Raw genomic sequence first — 20,529 nt, 5'->3', positions numbered from 1 at the left:
ATGAGCATTTCACGTCGACAATTCTTAAAAGGCTCAGCTATCGCTACGGCCTCCTCGGCTCTTCCGTTATCATTGACGTTACCAAGACATGCCTTCGCGGCAGGTGGAGATGATTATAAAGCGCTGGTCTGCCTTTTCCTCTATGGTGGCAACGACTCTTTCAATATGATCATGCCAGCCAGCGGCACTAACTATCAAAACTACGTCAACGCTAGGCCAGATATCCACCTTTCCTCAACGGAGATGCTAGCAATTCCTCCCACGGCAAGCGGGCAGGCAACCGCTATCAATAACAGCATGCCAAACATCGCCCAGTTAATGGCAGAAGAGAAGGCCACTGCCGTGGTCAATGTCGGCACCCTGCTAGAGCCAACCAATAAAGGAAACATCAATAGCGTTAGAAAGCCCTCAAATCTAGGAGCCCATAATAAGCAACAATCCGCCTGGCAGACGGCTTGGAATACCTCAGAATATCACTCCTATGGCTGGGCCGGTATGATGATGGATCTACTGCCAAACGAATCAGCGACTGTTTCAGAAAGCCTGTCGCTCTCAGGCAATGAGTTGCTGGGTGGTCAAAACAGTCAGGATTTACGAATAAGTAGTGATGGCGTGAGGGCAATGGATGCGCTTGGTCATTCAAATGCGGTAAATAACAACTTCATTAAACTGGTTGAGCAGCCTTACGGCTCTCTATTCTCGCAAGAATATATTTCTCGCCTCAAAGGTGTGATCGATTTCCAATCTGAACTCGATTCGGTGATGAACAACTTCCCGGAGGATGAGAGTATTCCCGCCAGTTACCTTGGCGGTCAATGCCGCATGGTGAAGCGGATGATCCAAGCCAGCGAACAGCTCAACCACCAGCGCCAAGTGTTCTTTATCAGCCTTGGTGGTTTCGACAACCACAGTAATCAACGAAACCTCAACCAACCGGGAAAACATGATGCACTGCTAGCCCAAATTGATACAGCCTTAAGTGCTTTCTACCGCTCGCTAGAAGCCGAAGGCCTACAAGATAAAGTTATCACTTTTACCATGTCGGACTTTGGCCGTACGATAGCCAATAATAGTAATCGAGGTACCGACCACGGTTGGGGGAGTAACCAGCTTATTATCGGCGGAGCGATCAACGGTGGGGTAACATACGGAACGCTGCCGGAATTTATTCCTACCGATGGTCAAGATGCGACGGGGAATAAGTTCATTCCATCCACCTCTTCCGAACAGATGGCAGCGACGTTATGTAAGTGGTTCGGCTTATCTGACAACAGTGTCGACTATATTTTCCCAAGCTTGAACCCAGCCAATGATAACCGGTTCCCCAGCCGTTACCTTGGCTTCCTTGGCGACGCAACAGAACCACCAGCAGTACCGGAAAAGCTGACAATTGCCAAAGTTTTTGCGTCTGACACCCGCGTTGATCATACCCCAGAGATGGCTGTTGATGGCGACGATACAACACGCTGGACAGCTCATGGGCTCGGCATTACTTATACCCTAGAGCTTGCAGCTCCAGCTGCTATTTCAGAAATAAAATGGTCCCAACAGAAAGGTGATGTACGGCAATACTTTGTCGATATTGCTGTTAGTGAAGATGGGATCAATTTTACGACTATCAGTAATATCACGACACCGGGTAATACCTCTGCACTTGTCGGTTTCCCTATCTCGGCAAGCAAGGCGAAATATGTTCAACTGACCTGTAACGGCAATAACGATCCCGCAGGTGGAAGGTGGGTTGGATGGAATAACTTCCGTGAAATTGAAATCTGGGGCAATTAATATTAGAAAAGAAAAAGGGCCATCGGGCCCTTTTTAAAAACCAAAATTCTGCTGAGTTTCTTTTGTTTGATAGAGAATTACTTCTTCTCTTTGCTCAAAAGGTTTCGCTATTTGAATTCCATCAAACTTTTCCGGGTCGTCACTAGCGGCGTTACAAGTGAAAGCTGCTGTATATTCACCAGCAGGAATAAACCCAAAGCCATATTCCAACTGATTCGTTTCATCATTCCATACAACAGGAGCAGAAGTATATGGCGCTACATAACCATCAGGTAGTTTAGAACTATCATCTACATTATCACTCAGTTGATTACTCCATAGTCCATGGTCTTGATATAAGTAAACAAAACCATCATCAATTGAACAGCCTTGCCCTAGATCAAACAAGCTGGAGTTAACGACCCCCCATAATGATGAAGCGACATCATTATCAACAATTTTTACCCCATTCGGTTTCAGATGATAGCCTTTACCGCTTCCACCACGTGGGACCAATGCTTGCCGTAGGTCGAACTCTAATGTAAAACTTTGAACTGCCTGAGTTGAAACATCAAAACCACCAAGCTTTAGCTTTGAGCTTGGCACACCCAGTACTTCTTTACCGCCGTCATATTCTACAACCCAGCTATAAGATGCTGACTCATCGCTTAAAATATGAAGTATCATACTTTTATAATGACCAACAGGGATCTCTTCATCAGTAACGATCAATGCAGAGTCTTTACCCTGATAATCCAACAAATCAATCCCTTGGTAACCATAGCCGTCGTCATCTGGATCGACTTCGATAATATATCTATTACCATTTTCATGATGTAGTTCGATTTTATCAAATGCCACCATCACCTCAGACATGGTGTCAACCGGTGCATCGGATACGCTGAAAGACACCTTGGCATACTGGGTAGAATCGCCACCACTGTCACTGCCACACGCCGAAAGTAGCGTAGCCACTGCTAATACTGGTAAGGTTTTATAAATTGTCATGATACTCTCCATTTCTGGCGGCAATTTTATGCCTACATATCAAGCAACTCAATAAACCCTAACTGAATTGACAAATAACTGACAGAACTTGCTGAACCTTCGATTTTGAATTACGGAACAATTGATAGTAATTCATTAAGCCCACTCACACACACTTAGATGTAAATATATTTAGGCAACGTTACTTCACTATATTAAAAAGCCTTTGAAATCGGTATCTTAATAAATCCATCCGGTAGTTGACCTGCCAATATATTTACCTGTACCGAAGGGTATAGCAACTTGGGGACATTCAATTGCTTGTCTCGCTCAGTTCTAAATTCAACGAACTCGGTTTCGGGGGTTTCCCCTTTGATGTGGATATTGTCTGTTTTGCTTTCACCGACCGTTGTCTGGTATTTCAGCTCCCTTCCTCCCGGCTGGTAATCATGGCAGACCCACAAACGGGTTGAATCGGCTAGAGAATAAATGCGTTGGATGCTGTCGAATAATTGCTTAGCACTTCCACCAGGAAAGTCACAGCGTGCTGATCCAAAGTCAGGCATGAACAAGGTATCACCAATAAAAGCATTATGATTCACCACATAGGTGACGCTGTCACTGGTATGCCCCGGCGTTTCCAAAACTGTTGCCGTCAGCAAGCCAATCGCAAATTCTTCATTATCTTCAAAGTAATGATCAAATTCGCTGTAATCGCTGATGTTTAGATCATCCATGCCCAGCAAAGGTTTAAATGCAGCCTGCACATCAACAATATGGCGCCCTACCCCAATCTTCCCACCAAGCTTAGATCTGATATAGCTGGCAGCTGTTAAGTGATCAGCATGGGCGTGAGTTTCTAAGATCCAATCCAAAGTCAGTTGATTAGACCTGATATATTCAATAATAGTATCGGCAAACTCTGTACAGACCACTCCGGAAGACAAATCAAAATCCAGAGCACTATCAATCACCGCACAGTGCCCACCTGCCATATCAAATACCACATAACTCAGTGTTGATGTAGAACTATGGAAGAATGCTTCAACCGAAACCGTCATCATCGTCCCTCCTGCTTAGTAACAATCAGTGACGTGCCTGATTTACTAGTCACACTCATTATTTTAGTCAGGTTTTACGGCTGATTGATTACTAAAAGCCTATTACGATGTAAGACTTGCCATCGAACTCCTGCGCGATTACTGTTGATGCCATGAGAAGCTGATCACTATGCTCTAACCTTTGGATGCAATGAAGAAAATCTACCAACCGCTTTTTGATAACGATAACCCACCCGGAGAGATTTTTTTCGGTCACGAGGTTTTTCTGCCTAATACAACAACCCCCAGCCATAGCCACCCGTGGGGTCAACTGCAAATAATCAATGGCGGGATCCTTGAGCTTAGGGCAGAGAAAAAGCGCTTCTTATCACCCTCACAATATGCAGTTTGGGTTCCTGCAGGTATTGAGCATGAAAGCTTTATGAGACGAAGCCTTAACTACTGCTCGATGAACATTACCCACCCGTTGGCTGCCCCGTTACCTGATTACCCCTGTTTATTGGAAGTAAGCCCGATCATGGAAGCAATCATCAATGATCTCAAAGCACGACAATTGACGGTGGCAGAATCGGAACAGGACAAAAGGCTGATCAGCGTCTTGCTTGACCAAGTCTACCAAGCGAAAGAGCACGAGCAATTCTTGCCGACCAGTAACGACAAACTGCTCAAGCCGATCCTTACTGAGCTTGAACGTAACCCAATGTCAGAAAAGACCTTAAAGGACTGGGCTGAGGTGCTTCACACCACAGAGAGAACACTGGCCCGTCATTGTCAGGATAAGCTCGGCATGAGCTTTACCGAGTGGCGGCAACGTCGCAAGTTCCTTTATTCTTTGCATTTACTGCGAAAAGGATCTTCGGTGAAGGAAGTGGCATTGACCTTGGGCTATCACCAAGCTTCGCCTTTTATCACCCTCTTCAAGCGCCATGCCCAGTGCACCCCGGAACAATACCGTCAACGCTTCTTTGCCAGTAAAGATTAGGTAGAGATGACTCACCGCGTATAGTTTCGAAATAGGTTGTGAAAGATTCTCTCTCCATTGCGGTCTGTATATCTGAAGCGCGTTGGAGGGGATAGATGAAACAGCTCATTGTTATTCTTTTATACGGACTTATCTTCACTTTGCCGTTAAGCATGCAAGCCGCATCGCTTAACGGCTTTAATCTCTCCAATACCAGTATTCCAGCTGCAGAGATTTTATCTGGGGGACCGGGCAAAGACGGGATCCCAGCTATTCTTCACCCCAAGTTTGTCCCGGCCCATAAGGCCAGCTTTTTATCCGCAAGGGATCCTATTCTAGGTATCGCAATCAATGGGAAATACCGTGCCTACCCGATCAAAATCTTAAATTGGCATGAAATAGTCAATGATCAAATTGACGGCACGCGCTTTATCGTTAGTTACTGCCCGCTATGTGGCTCGGGAATGGCTTTTTCTTCCTCGGTAAACGGCCGCACCCTGACTTTTGGGGTATCAGGTTTGTTGTATAACTCTGATGTCCTGATGTATGACCATCAAACGGAATCCTTGTGGTCACAAATAAAAGGCTCGGCGGTTTCAGGTCAATCTATTGGGAAGCAATTAACCCAGTACCCGTTGACTTTAACGCGTTGGAGTCAGTGGCAACAAATGCACCCAAATACACTGGTGTTATCCACTGAGACTGGCTACCAAAGAAATTATCAGCATGACCCTTATGCCGGTTACAGCCGCACCCCACGGCTTTATTTCCCGGTAGCTAACCAAGCCCCATCTATCTACAGTTCAAAAGAAACCGTGATGGGATATAAAGGGAAAAATGGTGTTATAGCCTTTCCTTTCACTGAATTGAAAAAGAATGGGAAAGCAACTTTCAGCCACACCTTCGAGCAGCAGACTCTTACGGTTCATTGGGATGCTCAAAATCGTTCGGCTCATATAACCAACAGCCAAGGACAGAATTTACCAAGCACCCTACTATACTGGTTTGCTTGGTATGCTTTTTACCCAAATACCGAATTATATAAAGCGCAATAATAGGTTTACCTCTCGAACTATCAATCTACGGCTGAGCCACAACGATGTTCAAAAAACAGCTAACCACATACTCAACAAAGCACATAAAGTAATCATCATAGTTGCATATCACAAAAACAGAAAGCAAAGCAGAGCTTTACTTTATAACAAGCCAGAAAAACCAGATAATAACACCACAAAAACAACAGTTAGCTAGGTTTTATAACTATGATTGATATGATTTTTCCTGCATTGTTCTTATCCACAGTGATTGGCTTTAGCCTATGGGGCTGGACACAAGTCATACGTGTGGTTTTTCGTTTCTAACCCCTTTTCCTCATGGAAGCCTTCAACATATACATTGCTCAACAATAACTAAAACAGAACAAGCCAGCAGAAATGCTGGCTTGTTCGTATATCAGGCTAAGATGACTATGGGATCATTACATCAACATCTCTTTTACCCAACTGAATAAGCCGACGCCGTAAATCATACATAATTTTAAAATAGAATCAGCACTGTTCTCGGTGAGAGGTAGCTCAATAAATTCAAAATAATCAGCAAAATCACCTTGTATTTATTTCCCACCTGGTCCATACGTTAAATCGTCAAGCTCTTTATTATCAGTACGTTGCTCAAAATTAAACTAGGATGATTAACATGATTGATTACGATGCATTTATGGAAGCAATGGACGGAGATGTAGACATGATGTCTATGATCATCGAACTGTACAATGTTGAGCATGGTAACGACGTTGAACTTATTACTGAGCTTTATAACAACCAAAAAATCGATGAACTGTACCAAGCGACTCACTCTCTAAAAGGAGTTCTGCTTACCTTGTGTGAAGATCAGGTCTCTATACGGTTAGAAGCTATTGAGCAATTGTGTAAGAAAGGGGAACTGCCAGAGCGGGCAATAATAGATAATATGTTAGATGAAATGCTTAAAGTTAACGAACAGATCAGCCAACTACCGTTAGCCAACTACCGTTAGCCAACTAAATGATTAAACCCAACAGCGTTATAACGTAAGTAGAACTAGCGACAAGTCGTACCTGCCTTAAGCTCTCCCTTTCACTACCCACCTCTAACACGTTGATATTTATCAGTATCAATTTAGCGCTTTGACTTATAGCTTGCCCCACTATAAGTTGAAGCTTCAACGCACCTCATAGGAACAATCAATGAACAAGGATTTGCGCAACCAGTGCCATACAATACTGCCTGGAAACCAAGATGAGTCACCAGCCGAACATTTTAAGAAAATGGCGCAATGGTGCGAGCAACACAACATCAAGCATGATACCTATGGTGATGGCGAACTCATTAAGTCTTTCGAGCAAAAGGTTGCCGAACTGCTGGGTTTCGAGGCCGGGCTATTTGTCATCAGTGGCACCATGGCGCAGGTCACTGCCCTAGAGCTTGTATGCCGGCAAAAACGTAATCCTATTGTCGCTATGCATGAGTCCAGCCATATCACCCGATTCGAGCGGCAGGGCTACCAATTGCAAAACCGCTTTAACATTCTTCCTGTTGGGAATATGTTCAGACCTTGGGCGTTGAAAGATCTCCAAGCATGGCCAGATGAAATTTCTGCCGTGCTATATGAATTGCCAATGCGAGAACTAGGCGGCCAACTACCTACATGGGATGAACTAAGGGATATCAAGCAATACTGCCAGCTTCATAATATTCACCTGCATATGGATGGCGCCCGTCTGTGGGAGTCCGCCGCGTTCTACCAGAAATCATACCAAGAGATTTCTCACGGGTTTAACAGTGCCTATGTTTCTTTGTACAAAGGCGTCAACGGGTTGGGTGGTTCAATGCTGTTGGGTGATAAAGCGTTTATTGAGCTAGCAGATATGTGGATGAAGCGACAAGGGGGCAATGTTTACCACCGCACACCTTACATTGTATCTGCCGCCATGCAGTTTGATGAGCGCATTGCGTTGATGCCGGCCCTGTTCGAGCGGACCAAGGAGATCTACTCGCTGCTAGCTGAGTTCCCGCAACTAGCCGTAAACCCAACTCAACCTCATTGTAATATGCTGCATTTGATCCTGCCGTTAAGCTATGAGCGCACCGTCAAACTGTGCGAAGAACTCGCCAGTGAAAAAGGAATTTGGCTTGGAAACCCGCAAATTGCCCAGCATCCAGGGCAATCGGTCATTGAGTGGTATATCGGTGACAATTTACTGAACATGGCTGACGATCAGCTCAGGGATATATTCCAGCTTATCGTTGATCGAATCTAACTACCTTTCGACCAACCTCCCTAAAGATTGATGATGAAAGACAAAGATAGCAACTATATTTACTGTTAGGTTCCAACAGTAAGATTCAAAAATGCCTCTCTATCTCATCATCAATCTATTGCTACTTCTTGTAGTCATTCTGGCTATTGCCGCCCTTGCTATCAAAAATCGATAGAATCATAAGTTTGAATTATCAAATTAATAATTTTTGATAATTTCTTCTTGACCCTCTTCATCGCTATAGTAGTCACATCAAAAATGGTTTCTCAGAGCGAACATCTTCAACCCATTCGCTCTACGTCCCTATATAAGGTAGCGATATGAAATTTCTCCACACCATGATCCGCGTTTCCGATCTAGATAAATCAATTGAGTTTTACACCAACGTATTGGGTATGCAGGTCCTAGATCGTTTTGAAAACACTGAATATCGCTACTCGCTTGTCTTCGTGGGTTATGACAAAAATGGGCCAACCATCGAGCTGACCTATAACTGGGATACAGACTCTTACGATCTTGGTAACGGCTTCGGCCATTTGGCACTCGGTGTTGATGATATCTACCAGACTTGCGATCAAATCAAAGCCGTTGGCGGCAACGTTACCCGAGAGCCTGGACCAATGCTTGGTGGTACAACTCATATTGCCTTCGTCAAAGACCCTGACGGCTACGCTATCGAACTTATTCAGACCAGCAAATAATTTTAGGTTGGAGCATTAAAATGAAAGACGCACTATTTCAGCCAATGCGCCTTGGCAAGGTAACACTGAAAAACCGTATCGTTATGCCACCGATGACCCGCTCACGCGCAAGCCAGTCGGGTAACGTCGCCAATGACATGATGGCTAAATACTATGCCCAGCGTGCCGATGCCGGTTTGATTGTTGCCGAAGGTACCCAGATTTCAGAAATGGGCCAAGGCTACGCTTGGACACCGGGTATCTACACCCAGGAGCAAATTGCTGGCTGGAAGAAAGTGACGGATGCTGTTCATGACAAAGGCGGCGTGATTTACGCGCAGCTTTGGCATGTTGGTCGTGTTACCCACCCTGCGAATATCGGCGGGCAGCAACCAATTTCATCTTCGGCGCTAAAAGCTGAGAATGTGAAAGTCTTTATCGACGATGGTAGCAATGCACCAGGTTTTGTTGACGTGGTTGAGCCACGTGAAATGACCAAAGCCGACATCCAACATGTTATCGGTGAATATCGTCAGGCAGCCTTAAACGCGATTGAGGCTGGGTTCGATGGTATTGAGTTACACGCAGCGAACGGTTACCTAGTAAACCAGTTTATCGATTCTGAAGCCAACAACCGTACCGATGAATATGGCGGCTCTGTTGAAAACCGTCTGCGCTTCCTTGGCGAAGTGGTTGAAGCAATGACAGACGCAATCGGTGCCGACCGTGTTGGTGTTCGCCTTGCGCCGTTTACCTCCCTGAACGGCACGGTTGATAAAACACCTGTTGAAACATACACAGCAGCCGCTGCACTGTTGAACAAACTGAATGTTGTTTACCTTCACATTGCTGAAGTGGATTGGGACGATGCTCCGGAAACACCGGCAGAGTTCAAACCGGCGGTACGTGAAGCCTACAATGGCACCATCATTTACGCAGGCCGCTACAATGCTGAAAAAGGGGCAGAAGCCATTGCTGACGGTATTGCAGACATGATTGGTTTTGGTCGCCCGTTTATTTCAAACCCAGACCTGCCAAACCGAATCATGAATGATTACCCGTTGGCTACCCACGACCCTGACACCCTGTTTGGCGGTGCAGAAAAAGGCCTACTTGATTACCCAGTGTACCAAGCAAGTTAACAGATACCCCCAAAGAAAAAGCCCTGCTCAACCATGAGCAGGGCTTTTTTCGTACCGAAATTGCTCTAGCTATTGTGAAGCAAGCAAATGGTTCCATTCATTATGTTTCCCCATATAGTGGACAACATAGCTACACTGCGGGATCACCTTGAAGCCCTCTTGCTCAATCTTGCCAAGCACCGCTTCCATCATGATACCTGCATACCCTTGCCCACGAAGCTCGCTCGGCACTGAAGAGTGATCGAGTGTCAGTACATTTCCCGAGATCTGGTAGCTTACTTTGGCTTGATAGCCATCAATAAGATCAACAAAATATGTTTGTTTGTCTTTATCGTGTACAACCTTGTGATTGTTGGACATCGCTTCCCTCTCCATTTGCATTCAAACTCAATATTCTTTCCCCAGATATTAACTGATTCACTCCATCAGATACATCTTAGACACATCAATCACTTAAGTTAAACGCTGGCAATCAATGCAGAAAAGGCTAGAACTTCCCACCATTTACCCACTCGTTTTTAGGTGGCACCGGTTCTTGATTGACCCATAATTCTTTTATTTTTCCCTGCTCTAACCTAAAAATATCAAACCTCGCAATTTCCTGTCCGTTCTCTAAAACCCGGCTGTAAGACACGACGAAGTTTCCCTGCCCGATAATTTTAAATACTTGGTCATAAGTGCCAATATAGCTTTCTAATGAGCCGACATCAGGTGCGCAATGAACAATCACTTGCCCATCACTTAAATAAGCGTGGCGCTTATCTTGCTGCCCCAAAACCATGACATCGCAAAGGAACTCGCGGACAAGCTCTTTGTTGTCTTCCGTTGCATCTAAATCTGTAATTTCCGTTTCACCCGAAATTTGGTCAGTATTTAAATTCTTAGCGTCTTGATAGGCTGAAATCACATCCCAATGCTCGATTATCTTGTCGTTGCTGTCGGTATCGAACAGATCCGTGGTTACCCACTTGGCATCACCGTTATTGATATCCTGAAAAACTTGTAAGAACACGTACTGACCGTCGACGATTGAGCGGATCACCCGGATATCCCTGATAGGGCAACGTACAAGGAAGGGTTCGAAAAACTCGATGAAACCTTCAACGCCATTGCGCACGCCCGTACTATGCTGGGTATAGCGTCGGCCGGTATACTTGGTAATAGCGTCTTTGGCATTACCATCCCGAATCCCTTCCATGTATAAGTTCGTCGCAGTTGCCAGCTTGCTGTTCATCCTACTCTCCAATGGTCAATTTCATTTTCACACGTCAATAATAGTAGTTGTTTTAATTGATACTATTTAGCCAGTATGAAGAAAGGCTATTGCAATCATGCAATAGCCATTAAATTTTACTTAGTGTTAGGCTTAATTTAGAAATGATAGTTCGCCATGATTACAACCTGTTGGGTATAATCTATCTCAACATCGCGCTCATCAAAATCTTGGTGTAGATAGCGATAGGTAAGATCAGTACTCCAGTCTTTATTAATACGATAAGTTGTACCTACTTGAAGCCCCCTTATAAAATCCATCGAGGTTTCACCAACTATATCGTTGTAACCAACACCAAGAAGAAAGCCACCATTTAGAGAAACTCTGTTGTTTATATCATATAAATAATCATACGACGCGAAGAACAAACTCTGGGAAAACTTGTCTTTGTAGCTATACGTTGCTGTCACCCGATGCTCCGAGTTTATCGTCAACCCGCCGTTTAAAAGCACCGTCGCATCTTCACCATTGATGGAGTTGGCACCGTCTAACTTATCTTCTTGGTAGCCAACACCCGCACCAACGAAATACTCTGTCTTCGCATGTAATATTGGTGAAACTAGCAGCAATGAAAGAGTCATCAATCCTATACCCTTGCTCATGCTGGCATCAGGTTTGCTCAATTTTTCTTGCTCAGAACTAAACATTTGATACCACCTTAACCTAGCCAAATATAAAGTAGTAGTTAGAAATCGCTTATTATCATGTACCAGTTAAGAATGTCGGGGTATAGAAATGCAATACACAAAAACAGAAAAGTTATAGGTTCAGATAAAATGAGAACACTAAAATTTAATAGGGTATGGCGTATTCATAGATGCATTCAAATTCAGGCACTGATTCAGAAAATGTAGACGAGGTCTTGAAGTCTATTTTTCTCATTATCAAGAAAGTGAGACTGAGGTAATATAGCAAGGACAAACATCATTATTTTATAAATCGCCAGTCACATAAAAAACCCCTTTAAAACAGTCATAAGCTTCACCTTCCACCTTTTTGTCTGCATCGTTTAAAACAATAAATTTATGAGTCCCTTATTAGTTACATTTGTTGACCTGCTGTAACTTTGTTGTAATCCACATATGTACAACTATGCGCTAGTATCGCTTTGAAAAATCAGTTACTTTGGTTACATTAAAGTTAAAAGACAAGCGAGAACATACGGAAGTTCTTGCAAGATCAACAACTAAGGAAAAGGTTGATGAAAAAACACCCACTAAGCGCCCTACTTCTCGCCTCTCTGATTTCTGTGCCGAGCGCCTTTGCCAAAGATACCGTTGTCGTCTCCTCCAAAATCGATACCGAAGGCGGGTTACTTGGTCAAATTATTTACTTATCCCTCCAAGAAGCAGGGATTGATGTCGAAAACCGAGTCCAGCTTGGCGGAACACCGATTGTCCGCAAGGCGCTGCTTGCCGGTGAAATTGATATTTACCCAGAATACACAGGTAATGCCGCCTTTTTCTTCAACAAGACTGCCGATGATGCCTGGAAGAACTTCCAACAAGGCTATGACATGGCCAAAAGTCTTGACTACGAAGCCAACAAGGTTGTCTGGCTTACCCCAGCCAAGGCAAACAACACCTGGGCTCTCGCGGTTCGCCAAGAGATCGCTGAACCTAACAACCTAAAAACCATGTCTGACTTTGGTCAATATGTCAGCAAAGGGGGAGACATAAAACTGGCGGCCTCTGCCGAGTTTGTATCCACTCCCGCTGTACTTCCAGCTTTTCAGAAAACCTACGACTTTGAGTTGAAGGAAAGCCAGTTGCTCGTCCTGTCCGGTGGTAATACCGCTGCGACTATCCGTGCTGCTGCTCTTCAGACAGATAAAACCAACACTGCCATGGTCTACGGCACCGATGGTGCAATTGCCTCTGTCGGGCTAGTGGTAATGGAAGACGACAAAGGGGTGCAGCCTGTTTATGCCCCAACACCAGTCATCCGTGAAAGTGTCTTGAAAGCCCATCCACAAATTGATGACATCTTAAACCCGATCTTTGCATCGCTAGACTTGAATACCCTGCAAGGCCTTAACAGCCGAATTGCAATTGGTGGTGAAAGTGCCAGCGCTGTTGCAAAAAACTACCTACAAACAAACGGGTTCATTAAGTAATTACAAAGTCTGTTCAGGGTACTAATTTGAAGTTCTTACCTATCGACAAACTTGGCCTATCAGTGAGTGTACTTACGGTACTCTCACTGGTTGCCCTACCTTTTGTCCACCTCCAGCCAAACCGTATCATGCCCGGTGAAGGCTTCTTCCTCGCTGACGTGTTAATGCCGAGCCATTTAGCCACATTTACGGTGCTAATGCTCCTAACCGTCTTGAGTGCATCGACGACGATGCTATACAGACTCCAGCTTATCCTGTGTACTGCCTCGGCATTTATCCTGTTGTACAGTGTCGGAGCCAGTGCCGATGGCCTGCTTGAAGGGGCTTCCCCTTTCGCTCGGGTGTCCTTGGGTAGCGGGTTTTGGACCAGCCTTTTTTTGCTCGGACTACTGTTGACTGACGTCGTCATAAAATTGAACCTGCAAGGCCTCAAGCGACTGCTTTTCATCTTGTCGGTTGTCATTGGCGTGGTTGCGGTTCTAAAGACTGGCGCATTAGATAACCTCTCTATTATCAAAGAATACCAGAACCAAGATACCTTCTGGCAACAAGCCCTACGCCATGTGCAGCTCTCTTTCGGTAGTCTGGTGCCTGCCATACTCGTTGGCATTCCCTTGGGAATAAAGTGCCATCGCTCTCAGGCCGTTCGAAATGGTGTTGTCCCTATCCTCAATGTGCTTCAAACCATCCCAAGCCTGGCGATGTTTGGCATCTTGATGATACCGCTGAGCTATATCGCAGTAACGTTTCCTACTTTGTCAGATCTCGGTATCAAAGGCATTGGTGCAGCCCCTGCAGTGATTGCACTGTTTTTTTACTCCTTGCTCCCTATTGTCAGCAACACGATCGCAGGGTTTGACAAACTTGATGGCAAAACACTCGATGCGGCGAGAGGAATGGGCATGAATGCCCGCCAAGTTCTATTTGGTATAGAGCTCCCCCTCGCCCTGCCCGTCATTCTTTCTGGCATTCGTATTGTAGTAACCATGAACATCGGCTTGGTCGCTGTTGCAGGACTGATTGGCGGTGGGGGCTTCGGTACTTACATCTTCCAAGGACTAGGCCAAACAGCAACCGACCTCGTCATTCTTGGTGCTTTCCCCACCCTACTACTTTCTTTTGTATCCGCGGTATTGATTGATGCCATCATCGAAGTCGTCAAAGGCAATAAATCATGATTGAATTAAAAGCGTTAACCAAAACATTCGGTGAGCAAACAGCGGTAAAGGGCATCTCTTTAACCGTTGAAACCGGTCAATTCTGTACCTTAATTGGCACTTCGGGTTGTGGGAAGTCAACCACATTAAAAATGATCAACCGATTGATTGAGCCAAGTGCCGGTAAGGTGTTGATTAACAACCAAGATGTCTCGACCATGCCTGCAGAGTCATTGAGGCGTCGTATTGGCTATGCCATTCAAGGTGTGGGCCTTTTCCCACATCGCAATGTATTCGACAATATCGCTACTGTACCTGTCTTACTGGGGTGGGATAAGGCCTCTATCACCCAAAGGGTAAAAGAGTTACTGGAACTGTTTCACTTGGATTATGAGCGCTTTTCGACAAAGTTCCCCCACCAACTTTCAGGGGGTGAACAACAGCGTGTCGGGGTAGCCAGGGCACTTGCGGCCAAGCCGGAAGTATTGCTGATGGATGAACCGTTCGGTGCACTCGACCCATTGACCCGAGAGAGCCTGCAGGATGAGATACTGAGTATTCAAAAGATCCTCGGCATCACCACTATCATGGTAACCCATGATATTGACGAAGCCATCAAAATGGCAGATGTCATTGCAGTTATGGACAAGGGGAGATTATTGCAGTTCGATACGCCCCAATCGTTGTTGAGAAACCCTGAACCTGGCTTTGTCAGCAATATTGTCGGTGGCTTGGACCGCTCTCTGCGCCTCTTGACCCTTAACCAGGTTGCAGATGTCATGAGTGTCAACCTTGCTCCAAACAAAAGCACTACCAAGCCAGTGATACCTTTCAATACCAACTTGCGTGATGCCGTATCGATGCATATCTGGGAAGGGGAGGAAACGCTCGCTGTCAGCGATGAAACAGGGGCTGTTGTCGGGACAGTGTCCCTCAATGATATTCTGAGCAAGGGGGCCAAATCATGAACTCCCTAGCTTTGAGGCAATGGATAGGGCTTGTCGCCCCAATGGGCATATTGGCTCTGTTGGCTTTTCGCATTGAGTTGATAGAACCACTGCTGGCCTACTTCAACCACATCGATGCCCCGGTGATCTACTACCGCGACACCTTCACCAATTTAATCTTTTGGCACATGCTGGTAGTATTTTTGGCCATCGGCGCTGCCACTATTATCGCACTGGTATGTGGGATACTGGTCACCCGCGGGTCCGGCAAGGATTTTCTCCCATTAGCTAGGGCCGTCGCTAACCTTGGCCAAACATTCCCACCGGTTGCAGTGTTAGCATTGGCCATTCCTTCATTGGGCTTTGGTTTGAAGCCCACGCTGGTTGCCCTATTCCTTTATGGCTTGCTCCCGATATTTGAAAACACCGTAACCGGGTTGCAGCAAACGCCAAAAAGTGTCCTCGAAGCAGCAAAAGGCATGGGTATGAGTAAATTCCAGCAGCTTTGCCAGGTGGAATTACCCCTTGCGCTACCGATAATTATCTCCGGTATCCGTACCTCGTTAATCATCAGCATTGGTACTGCCACAATTGGCTCCACCGTCGCATCGAAAGGTCTGGGAGAAGTGATCATCGCCGGTTTGCTGACTGACAATATGGCGTTCATCCTGCAAGGCGGGATCCTGGTTGCACTGATTGCCATTATTACTGACCAAGTGTTTGTAAAACTGGAATCCCGTTTCTCGTATTAAGTCGGCAGTTTTATCACCACCATTTTCTCTTCGGTAAAATCATGCATCGTATAAGGGATGCCGCCTATGCCGTACCCAGATTCTTTGCGGCCGGCAAAAGGCATCCAATCAACCCGGAATGCCGAGTGATCATTGACCATAACGGCAGAGGCTTCGAGTTGATGCTGTGCCTGCAGGGCAACCTCGAGACTCTGGGTATAGACTGCAGCCTGAAATGAAAAAGGCACATTGTTTGCTCGCTGGTAGGCCTCGGTGATGTGATCGTAGCCATAGACACAAACCACAGGACCGAAAATCTCTTTTGAAGACACATTCAAATCGTCACTAGGGTTGAGTATTACTGTCGGCTCATAAAGGGTAGCGGTTAACGCTTTGCCGCCAATGGGGATTTGTGCCCCACTCTCTCTGGCTTGCTCGACCCACTCTGCAACCCGCTGACATTCTTTGGGACGAATTAACGGACCGCAATCTGTGTTTCCCTCCCTTGCATCCCCCACTACCAGTTTACCCACCTGCTCCACCAGCTTTTGAACAAAATCGTCAAGGATGTGGTTATCAACGTAGATACGCTGGACAGAGACACAAACTTGTCCTGAGTGGTAAAAACCGCCCTTCACTATGGATGGCAGAATAGCATCGATATCGACCTGTTTATCAACAATAACAGGTGCTGCACCACCATGCTCAAGAGCACAACGGGTACCCGGGGCCAATTTACTGCGTAAGTACCAGCCAACTCCGGGAGAGCCAATAAAAGTGAAAAATGCCGTTCTAGGATCGGTGACGACTCGTTCGGTGTCCTCCCTTTTAGCAAGGAAAAAGCGGCACCATTTTTCATCAAGCCCAGCCTGATAAAGCAGTTCGACAAATTTTTTGGCACTCAGCGGAGTGTCGTTGGCAGGCTTAATCAAAATGGGGGCATTTACCGCGATGGCTGGCGCTACTTGATGGACTATCAGGTTCAGGGGATGGTTAAATGCCGATACCGCAACCACCGGCCCAATCGGCTCCCTATAGGTAAAGGCCAACCGGCCAGCACCTGCTGCAGTCAGATCCATGGGGATTTGCTCCCCCTTAAGGCCCAATAGCTCTTTGGCCGCCAGTTGCACCCCATCAATCGCGCGGTCAACTTCAATAATGGCATCCTTAAGCGGCTTACCGCCTTCTGTGGCAATCAACATCGCCAACTCATCCTTTTGTTCCAGCATCAACCCTGCGCAGCGGTTAAGGATGGCAATCCGCTCATGGGCAGCAAGCCTTTGTGCTTTGTCAGCAATCGTATCGGCCGCTTGCTGTAACATGGCATCCAGTTCATCCCATGTCGACAGCGCCAACTCAGCAATCACTTCTTGGTTATAGGGGTTCTCTACTTTAACAACAGTCATAATAGGCAAACCTTCGAGGCTAATTCATCAATAAGCACTGTTTTATTGGCTGTGTAGTCAACGGGGACATCGACAAGGTGGACGCCACCGGCATCAAAGGCCTGATCAAGCACACGTTCAAATTCAGCAGCGCTGGTTACCCTGTGCCCGGTCACACCGTAGGCATTGGCATACTTAACAAAGTCTGGGTTATCGAATTCCAATCCCCAATCGTCCATGCCCGCTATCTGTTGTTTCCACCTAATCATCCCGTATGAACCGTCATTCAACACCATGACCACCAAGTTGAGCCCGACTCTTCTCGCAGTCTCCAACTCTTGGGAATTCATCATAAATCCCCCGTCACCGCATATCGCCAAGACCCTCTTGCTCGGGTTGAGCTGCGCTGCCATCATCGCCGACGGTAAGCCCGCCCCCATCGTCGCTAATGCGTTATCTAACAATACTGAATTAGGGTGATAAGCTTTGTAATTGCGGGCAAACCAAATCTTGTAGATGCCGTTGTCCAGTGCGATGATGCCATCTTCCCCCATCACTTTCCGGGTACCTGCAACTAGCCTTTGAGGAATAATGGGAAAAGAGTTATCTTGCGCACCGGTCATAATATGCTGATCAATTTCTTGCTTAATTCGTTGGAAATAATCCACATCAGCACTTTTCCACCCGTTGAGCTTTTCTCCCAACCTGCGCACAGTTCTACTGATATCGCCCACTAACTCAAGTTGGGGAAAGTACACTTCATCCACCTGAGCAGATTTGTAGTTCAGGTGGATAACAAACTTGTCATTGTCTGACATGAAAAATGGCGGCTTCTCTACCACGTCATGGCCAATATTGATGATCAGATCAGCCCGCGAAACTGCACAGTGCAGATAGTCATTATCTGACAGCGCCGCTGTTCCCAAAAACAAATTGGAACGCTCGTCGGCCACCCCTTTTCCCATTTGGGTGTCAAAGAAATAAATGCCTGATTGTTCAACAAAGTTCTCAACCGCTTTGCAGGCTGTTTTCCGGTTTGCACCTGCCCCAATCAGAATCAGCGGGTGGCTAGCAGCCTTAATTTTCGCGATCGCTTCATCAAGCACAAAATCATCTGCCACGGCGTACTGTCGGGTACTCTGCTTCACTACTTTGGCATCGGTCTCTTCTGCCGCAATGTCTTCTGGCAACTCCAGCAAAATGGCACCCGGGCGCTCTTCCTCGGCCCTTCTGAAGGCCTCCCTGACCAATGACGGAATGGTATTGCCATGCACAATCTGCTTGCTCAACTTACAAATGGGTTCATAGAGCTTAACCACATCGATAATTTGAAATTGCCCCTGCTTGGAGGCTTTGATTGGCTTTTGGCCAGTAATCATAATGAGAGGGAAAGCTCCAAGATGGGCATAGGCGGCCGGGGTAGAAAAGTTAGTTGCGCCGGGCCCCAGCGTTGCCATACAGACCCCGGCTTTACCCGTCAGCCGACCATATGTAGCCGCCATAAACCCAGCTCCCTGTTCGTGGCGGGTCAACACCAACTTTATTGAGGAGTCTTTCAGGGAATTTAATACATCGAGGTTTTCTTCCCCCGGAACAGCGAAGATATACTCAACCCCTTCGTTTTCTAGTGCCTTTACCAATAGATCTGAAGCTTTCATACGATTACCCGAGCAAGCCATTGAGTGAATTACACCAAGCATATACAGCAACTAGCTGAATCCCGATTTCATAGTATTTGAATATAGTTCAGTCTTGATTATGAGCGCTCGAATACCACCGATTTATCATTGAACAGAAACACCCGCTTTTCGATATGGTACTGAATCGCCCTTGCCAAGGTTAAGGATTCAACATCCATGCCTTTTCTTGCCAAGTCAGCAGGATAATAAGTGTGATCGACGGTTTCCATGCCCTGAGTAATGATTGGGCCTTCATCCAAGTCATCACTGACATAGTGTGCGGTAGCCCCTACCAATTTAACCCCTTTCTGGTAAGCCTGATGATAGGGCTTCGCACCTTTGAAACCTGGCAGTAAGGAATGATGGATATTGATGGCCTTCCCAGCCCAGCGGATGCACATGTCATGGGAAAGTACCTGCATGTAACGGGCAAGCACCAACAACTCACACCCGGTTTGCTCCAACACTGCCTGTACCTGAGCTTCTTGTTGCGGTTTAGTCTCGGCAGTAATAGGAAAGTAGTAATACGGAATATCGTGCCACTGGGCGAGTGACTGCAGGTCTGGGTGGTTTGATATTACGGCTTTGATATCAACGGCTAAGTTACCCGTACGGTACCGATACAGTAAATCATTGAGGCAGTGATCATATTTAGACACCATAATCACCACCTTCGGCCGGTAATCCGATGGTGTCAGTTCCCAATCCATCTCAAACTCCTCAGCCCGAGAGGCAAAAGAAGAGCAGAAAGTGACTTGGTCAAGTGCCGAACTATCTTCCTTACGAAAAACGGCACGAATAAAAAAACGGTGGCCCAGTGCATCATCAAATGAATTGAGTTCAGTAATATAACAGCCAGATTCACGCAAAAAGCGCGTGACCACATCCACAGTACCGGAGCGGCCGGCGCAACTTGCGGTCAGAATATACGTTAATGATGACTGATTCATAAGCTCACCTTTTCGACTTTTGCACCATCCTCATCCCGCAAGCATGGCACAAAGGTCACAAAGTTGCCGAAAGCTTATAGTCAGTCAACATGCAGTAAAGACATCGAACAGAAAAGATATTGAGTCAAGATATAGGCAAAGGCCAGATTCAGAAAAAACACGTCAAGCGTTCTAGTTTCTAAGGTACGAAATAAGTATTGGGAGAGATGAAACTTGGAGCGGGCAGCGGGAATCGAACCCGCATCATCAGCTTGGAAGGCTGAGGTAATAGCCATTATACGATGCCCGCTTATTGAAGATTGGCCTGAAAGCCTATGATGGTGTGCATCGAACAATTGCTATATTGTCACAACTTACAAAGAAGAAAAGCGTTGATTTCCAGTGCGTGACCTTTATCA

Annotated in this window: 19 protein-coding genes and 1 tRNA gene; 11 read left to right on the top strand and 9 right to left on the bottom strand. The window is 46.0% G+C overall.

The window, feature by feature from the left end; translation table 11 throughout:
* On the top strand, positions 1 to 1,785 hold the full coding sequence (locus C9J01_RS00675) for a DUF1501 domain-containing protein (RefSeq protein ID WP_107296185.1): 1,785 nt from the start codon (positions 1 to 3) through the stop codon (positions 1,783 to 1,785).
* A 33-nt stretch (positions 1,786 to 1,818) separates the two neighbouring features.
* Here C9J01_RS00675 and C9J01_RS00670 read toward each other — a convergent pair whose 3' ends face one another.
* Complete coding sequence (locus C9J01_RS00670; RefSeq protein WP_201797771.1) at positions 1,819 to 2,772, bottom strand: DUF4382 domain-containing protein; 954 nt, start codon at positions 2,770 to 2,772, stop codon at positions 1,819 to 1,821.
* 194 nt (positions 2,773 to 2,966) lie between these two features.
* Complete coding sequence (locus tag C9J01_RS00665; protein WP_237156826.1) at positions 2,967 to 3,815, bottom strand: MBL fold metallo-hydrolase; 849 nt, start codon at positions 3,813 to 3,815, stop codon at positions 2,967 to 2,969.
* 187 nt (positions 3,816 to 4,002) lie between these two features.
* Here C9J01_RS00665 and C9J01_RS00660 point away from each other — a divergent pair, with 187 nt between their 5' ends.
* The 6 genes from C9J01_RS00660 (at position 4,003) to C9J01_RS00635 (ending at position 9,893) form a co-directional block, all read left to right on the top strand.
* Entirely contained in the window at positions 4,003 to 4,794 is a 792-nt protein-coding gene (locus C9J01_RS00660; RefSeq protein WP_107296183.1) for an AraC family transcriptional regulator, read from the top strand.
* 95 nt (positions 4,795 to 4,889) lie between these two features.
* Positions 4,890 to 5,828, top strand: a complete 939-nt coding sequence (locus tag C9J01_RS00655) for a DUF3179 domain-containing protein (protein WP_107296182.1) — start codon at positions 4,890 to 4,892, stop codon at positions 5,826 to 5,828.
* 640 nt (positions 5,829 to 6,468) lie between these two features.
* Positions 6,469 to 6,807, top strand: coding sequence for an Hpt domain-containing protein (locus tag C9J01_RS00650; protein ID WP_158264467.1), 339 nt, complete (start codon positions 6,469 to 6,471; stop codon positions 6,805 to 6,807).
* Between the two features lie 190 nt (positions 6,808 to 6,997).
* Complete coding sequence (locus C9J01_RS00645) at positions 6,998 to 8,071, top strand: threonine aldolase family protein (protein ID WP_107296180.1); 1,074 nt, start codon at positions 6,998 to 7,000, stop codon at positions 8,069 to 8,071.
* A gap of 320 nt (positions 8,072 to 8,391) precedes the next feature.
* On the top strand, positions 8,392 to 8,772 hold the full coding sequence (gene gloA / locus C9J01_RS00640; protein ID WP_107296179.1) for a lactoylglutathione lyase: 381 nt from the start codon (positions 8,392 to 8,394) through the stop codon (positions 8,770 to 8,772).
* Positions 8,773 to 8,792: 20 nt separating this feature from the next.
* Entirely contained in the window at positions 8,793 to 9,893 is a 1,101-nt protein-coding gene (locus C9J01_RS00635; RefSeq protein WP_107296178.1) for an alkene reductase, read from the top strand.
* A 69-nt stretch (positions 9,894 to 9,962) separates the two neighbouring features.
* On the opposite strand, the gene C9J01_RS00630 is transcribed toward C9J01_RS00635, so the two are convergent.
* The 3 genes from C9J01_RS00630 to C9J01_RS00620 all read right to left on the bottom strand — a co-directional run bounded on the left by C9J01_RS00630 (position 9,963) and on the right by C9J01_RS00620 (position 11,813).
* The gene (locus tag C9J01_RS00630; RefSeq protein ID WP_107296177.1) at positions 9,963 to 10,253 is read right to left on the bottom strand and encodes a GNAT family N-acetyltransferase; all 291 of its coding nucleotides are present in this window, start codon (positions 10,251 to 10,253) and stop codon (positions 9,963 to 9,965) included.
* Between the two features lie 127 nt (positions 10,254 to 10,380).
* The gene (locus C9J01_RS00625) at positions 10,381 to 11,127 is read right to left on the bottom strand and encodes a nuclear transport factor 2 family protein (protein WP_107296176.1); all 747 of its coding nucleotides are present in this window, start codon (positions 11,125 to 11,127) and stop codon (positions 10,381 to 10,383) included.
* Positions 11,128 to 11,264: 137 nt separating this feature from the next.
* The gene (locus C9J01_RS00620) at positions 11,265 to 11,813 is read right to left on the bottom strand and encodes an outer membrane beta-barrel protein (RefSeq protein ID WP_107296175.1); all 549 of its coding nucleotides are present in this window, start codon (positions 11,811 to 11,813) and stop codon (positions 11,265 to 11,267) included.
* A 554-nt stretch (positions 11,814 to 12,367) separates the two neighbouring features.
* On the opposite strand from C9J01_RS00620, the gene osmF reads away from it, so the two are divergent.
* The 4 genes from osmF to C9J01_RS00600 are packed head-to-tail and all read left to right on the top strand — an operon-like array spanning position 12,368 to position 16,138.
* Entirely contained in the window at positions 12,368 to 13,282 is a 915-nt protein-coding gene (gene osmF, locus C9J01_RS00615; RefSeq protein ID WP_107296174.1) for a glycine betaine ABC transporter substrate-binding protein OsmF, read from the top strand.
* Between the two features lie 26 nt (positions 13,283 to 13,308).
* On the top strand, positions 13,309 to 14,460 hold the full coding sequence (locus C9J01_RS00610) for an ABC transporter permease (protein ID WP_201797770.1): 1,152 nt from the start codon (positions 13,309 to 13,311) through the stop codon (positions 14,458 to 14,460).
* Positions 14,457 to 15,407, top strand: a complete 951-nt coding sequence (locus tag C9J01_RS00605) for an ABC transporter ATP-binding protein (protein WP_107296173.1) — start codon at positions 14,457 to 14,459, stop codon at positions 15,405 to 15,407. Before C9J01_RS00610 ends, C9J01_RS00605 begins: the two co-directional genes overlap by 4 nt.
* Positions 15,404 to 16,138 (top strand): ABC transporter permease, encoded by a 735-nt coding sequence (locus C9J01_RS00600; RefSeq protein WP_201797769.1) that lies wholly within the window; start codon positions 15,404 to 15,406, stop codon positions 16,136 to 16,138. Before C9J01_RS00605 ends, C9J01_RS00600 begins: the two co-directional genes overlap by 4 nt.
* Here C9J01_RS00600 and C9J01_RS00595 read toward each other — a convergent pair.
* The 4 genes from C9J01_RS00595 to C9J01_RS00580 all read right to left on the bottom strand — a co-directional run bounded on the left by C9J01_RS00595 (position 16,135) and on the right by C9J01_RS00580 (position 20,420).
* The gene (locus C9J01_RS00595; RefSeq protein ID WP_107296172.1) at positions 16,135 to 17,523 is read right to left on the bottom strand and encodes an aldehyde dehydrogenase family protein; all 1,389 of its coding nucleotides are present in this window, start codon (positions 17,521 to 17,523) and stop codon (positions 16,135 to 16,137) included. The two genes, C9J01_RS00600 and C9J01_RS00595, sit on opposite strands and share 4 nt — an antisense overlap.
* Positions 17,520 to 19,160, bottom strand: coding sequence for an acetolactate synthase large subunit (locus tag C9J01_RS00590; protein WP_107297368.1), 1,641 nt, complete (start codon positions 19,158 to 19,160; stop codon positions 17,520 to 17,522). Before C9J01_RS00590 ends, C9J01_RS00595 begins: the two co-directional genes overlap by 4 nt.
* A 98-nt stretch (positions 19,161 to 19,258) precedes the next feature.
* On the bottom strand, positions 19,259 to 20,131 hold the full coding sequence (gene purU, locus C9J01_RS00585) for a formyltetrahydrofolate deformylase (protein WP_107296171.1): 873 nt from the start codon (positions 20,129 to 20,131) through the stop codon (positions 19,259 to 19,261).
* A gap of 214 nt (positions 20,132 to 20,345) precedes the next feature.
* Positions 20,346 to 20,420, bottom strand: a tRNA-Gly gene (locus C9J01_RS00580).
* Positions 20,421 to 20,529: the final 109 nt, after the last annotated feature.

Origin of the sequence: Photobacterium rosenbergii (assembly GCF_003026455.1) — a bacterium.
Lineage (GTDB): Bacteria > Pseudomonadota > Gammaproteobacteria > Enterobacterales > Vibrionaceae > Photobacterium > Photobacterium rosenbergii.
This window is presented reverse-complemented; position numbering and strand designations above follow the sequence as displayed.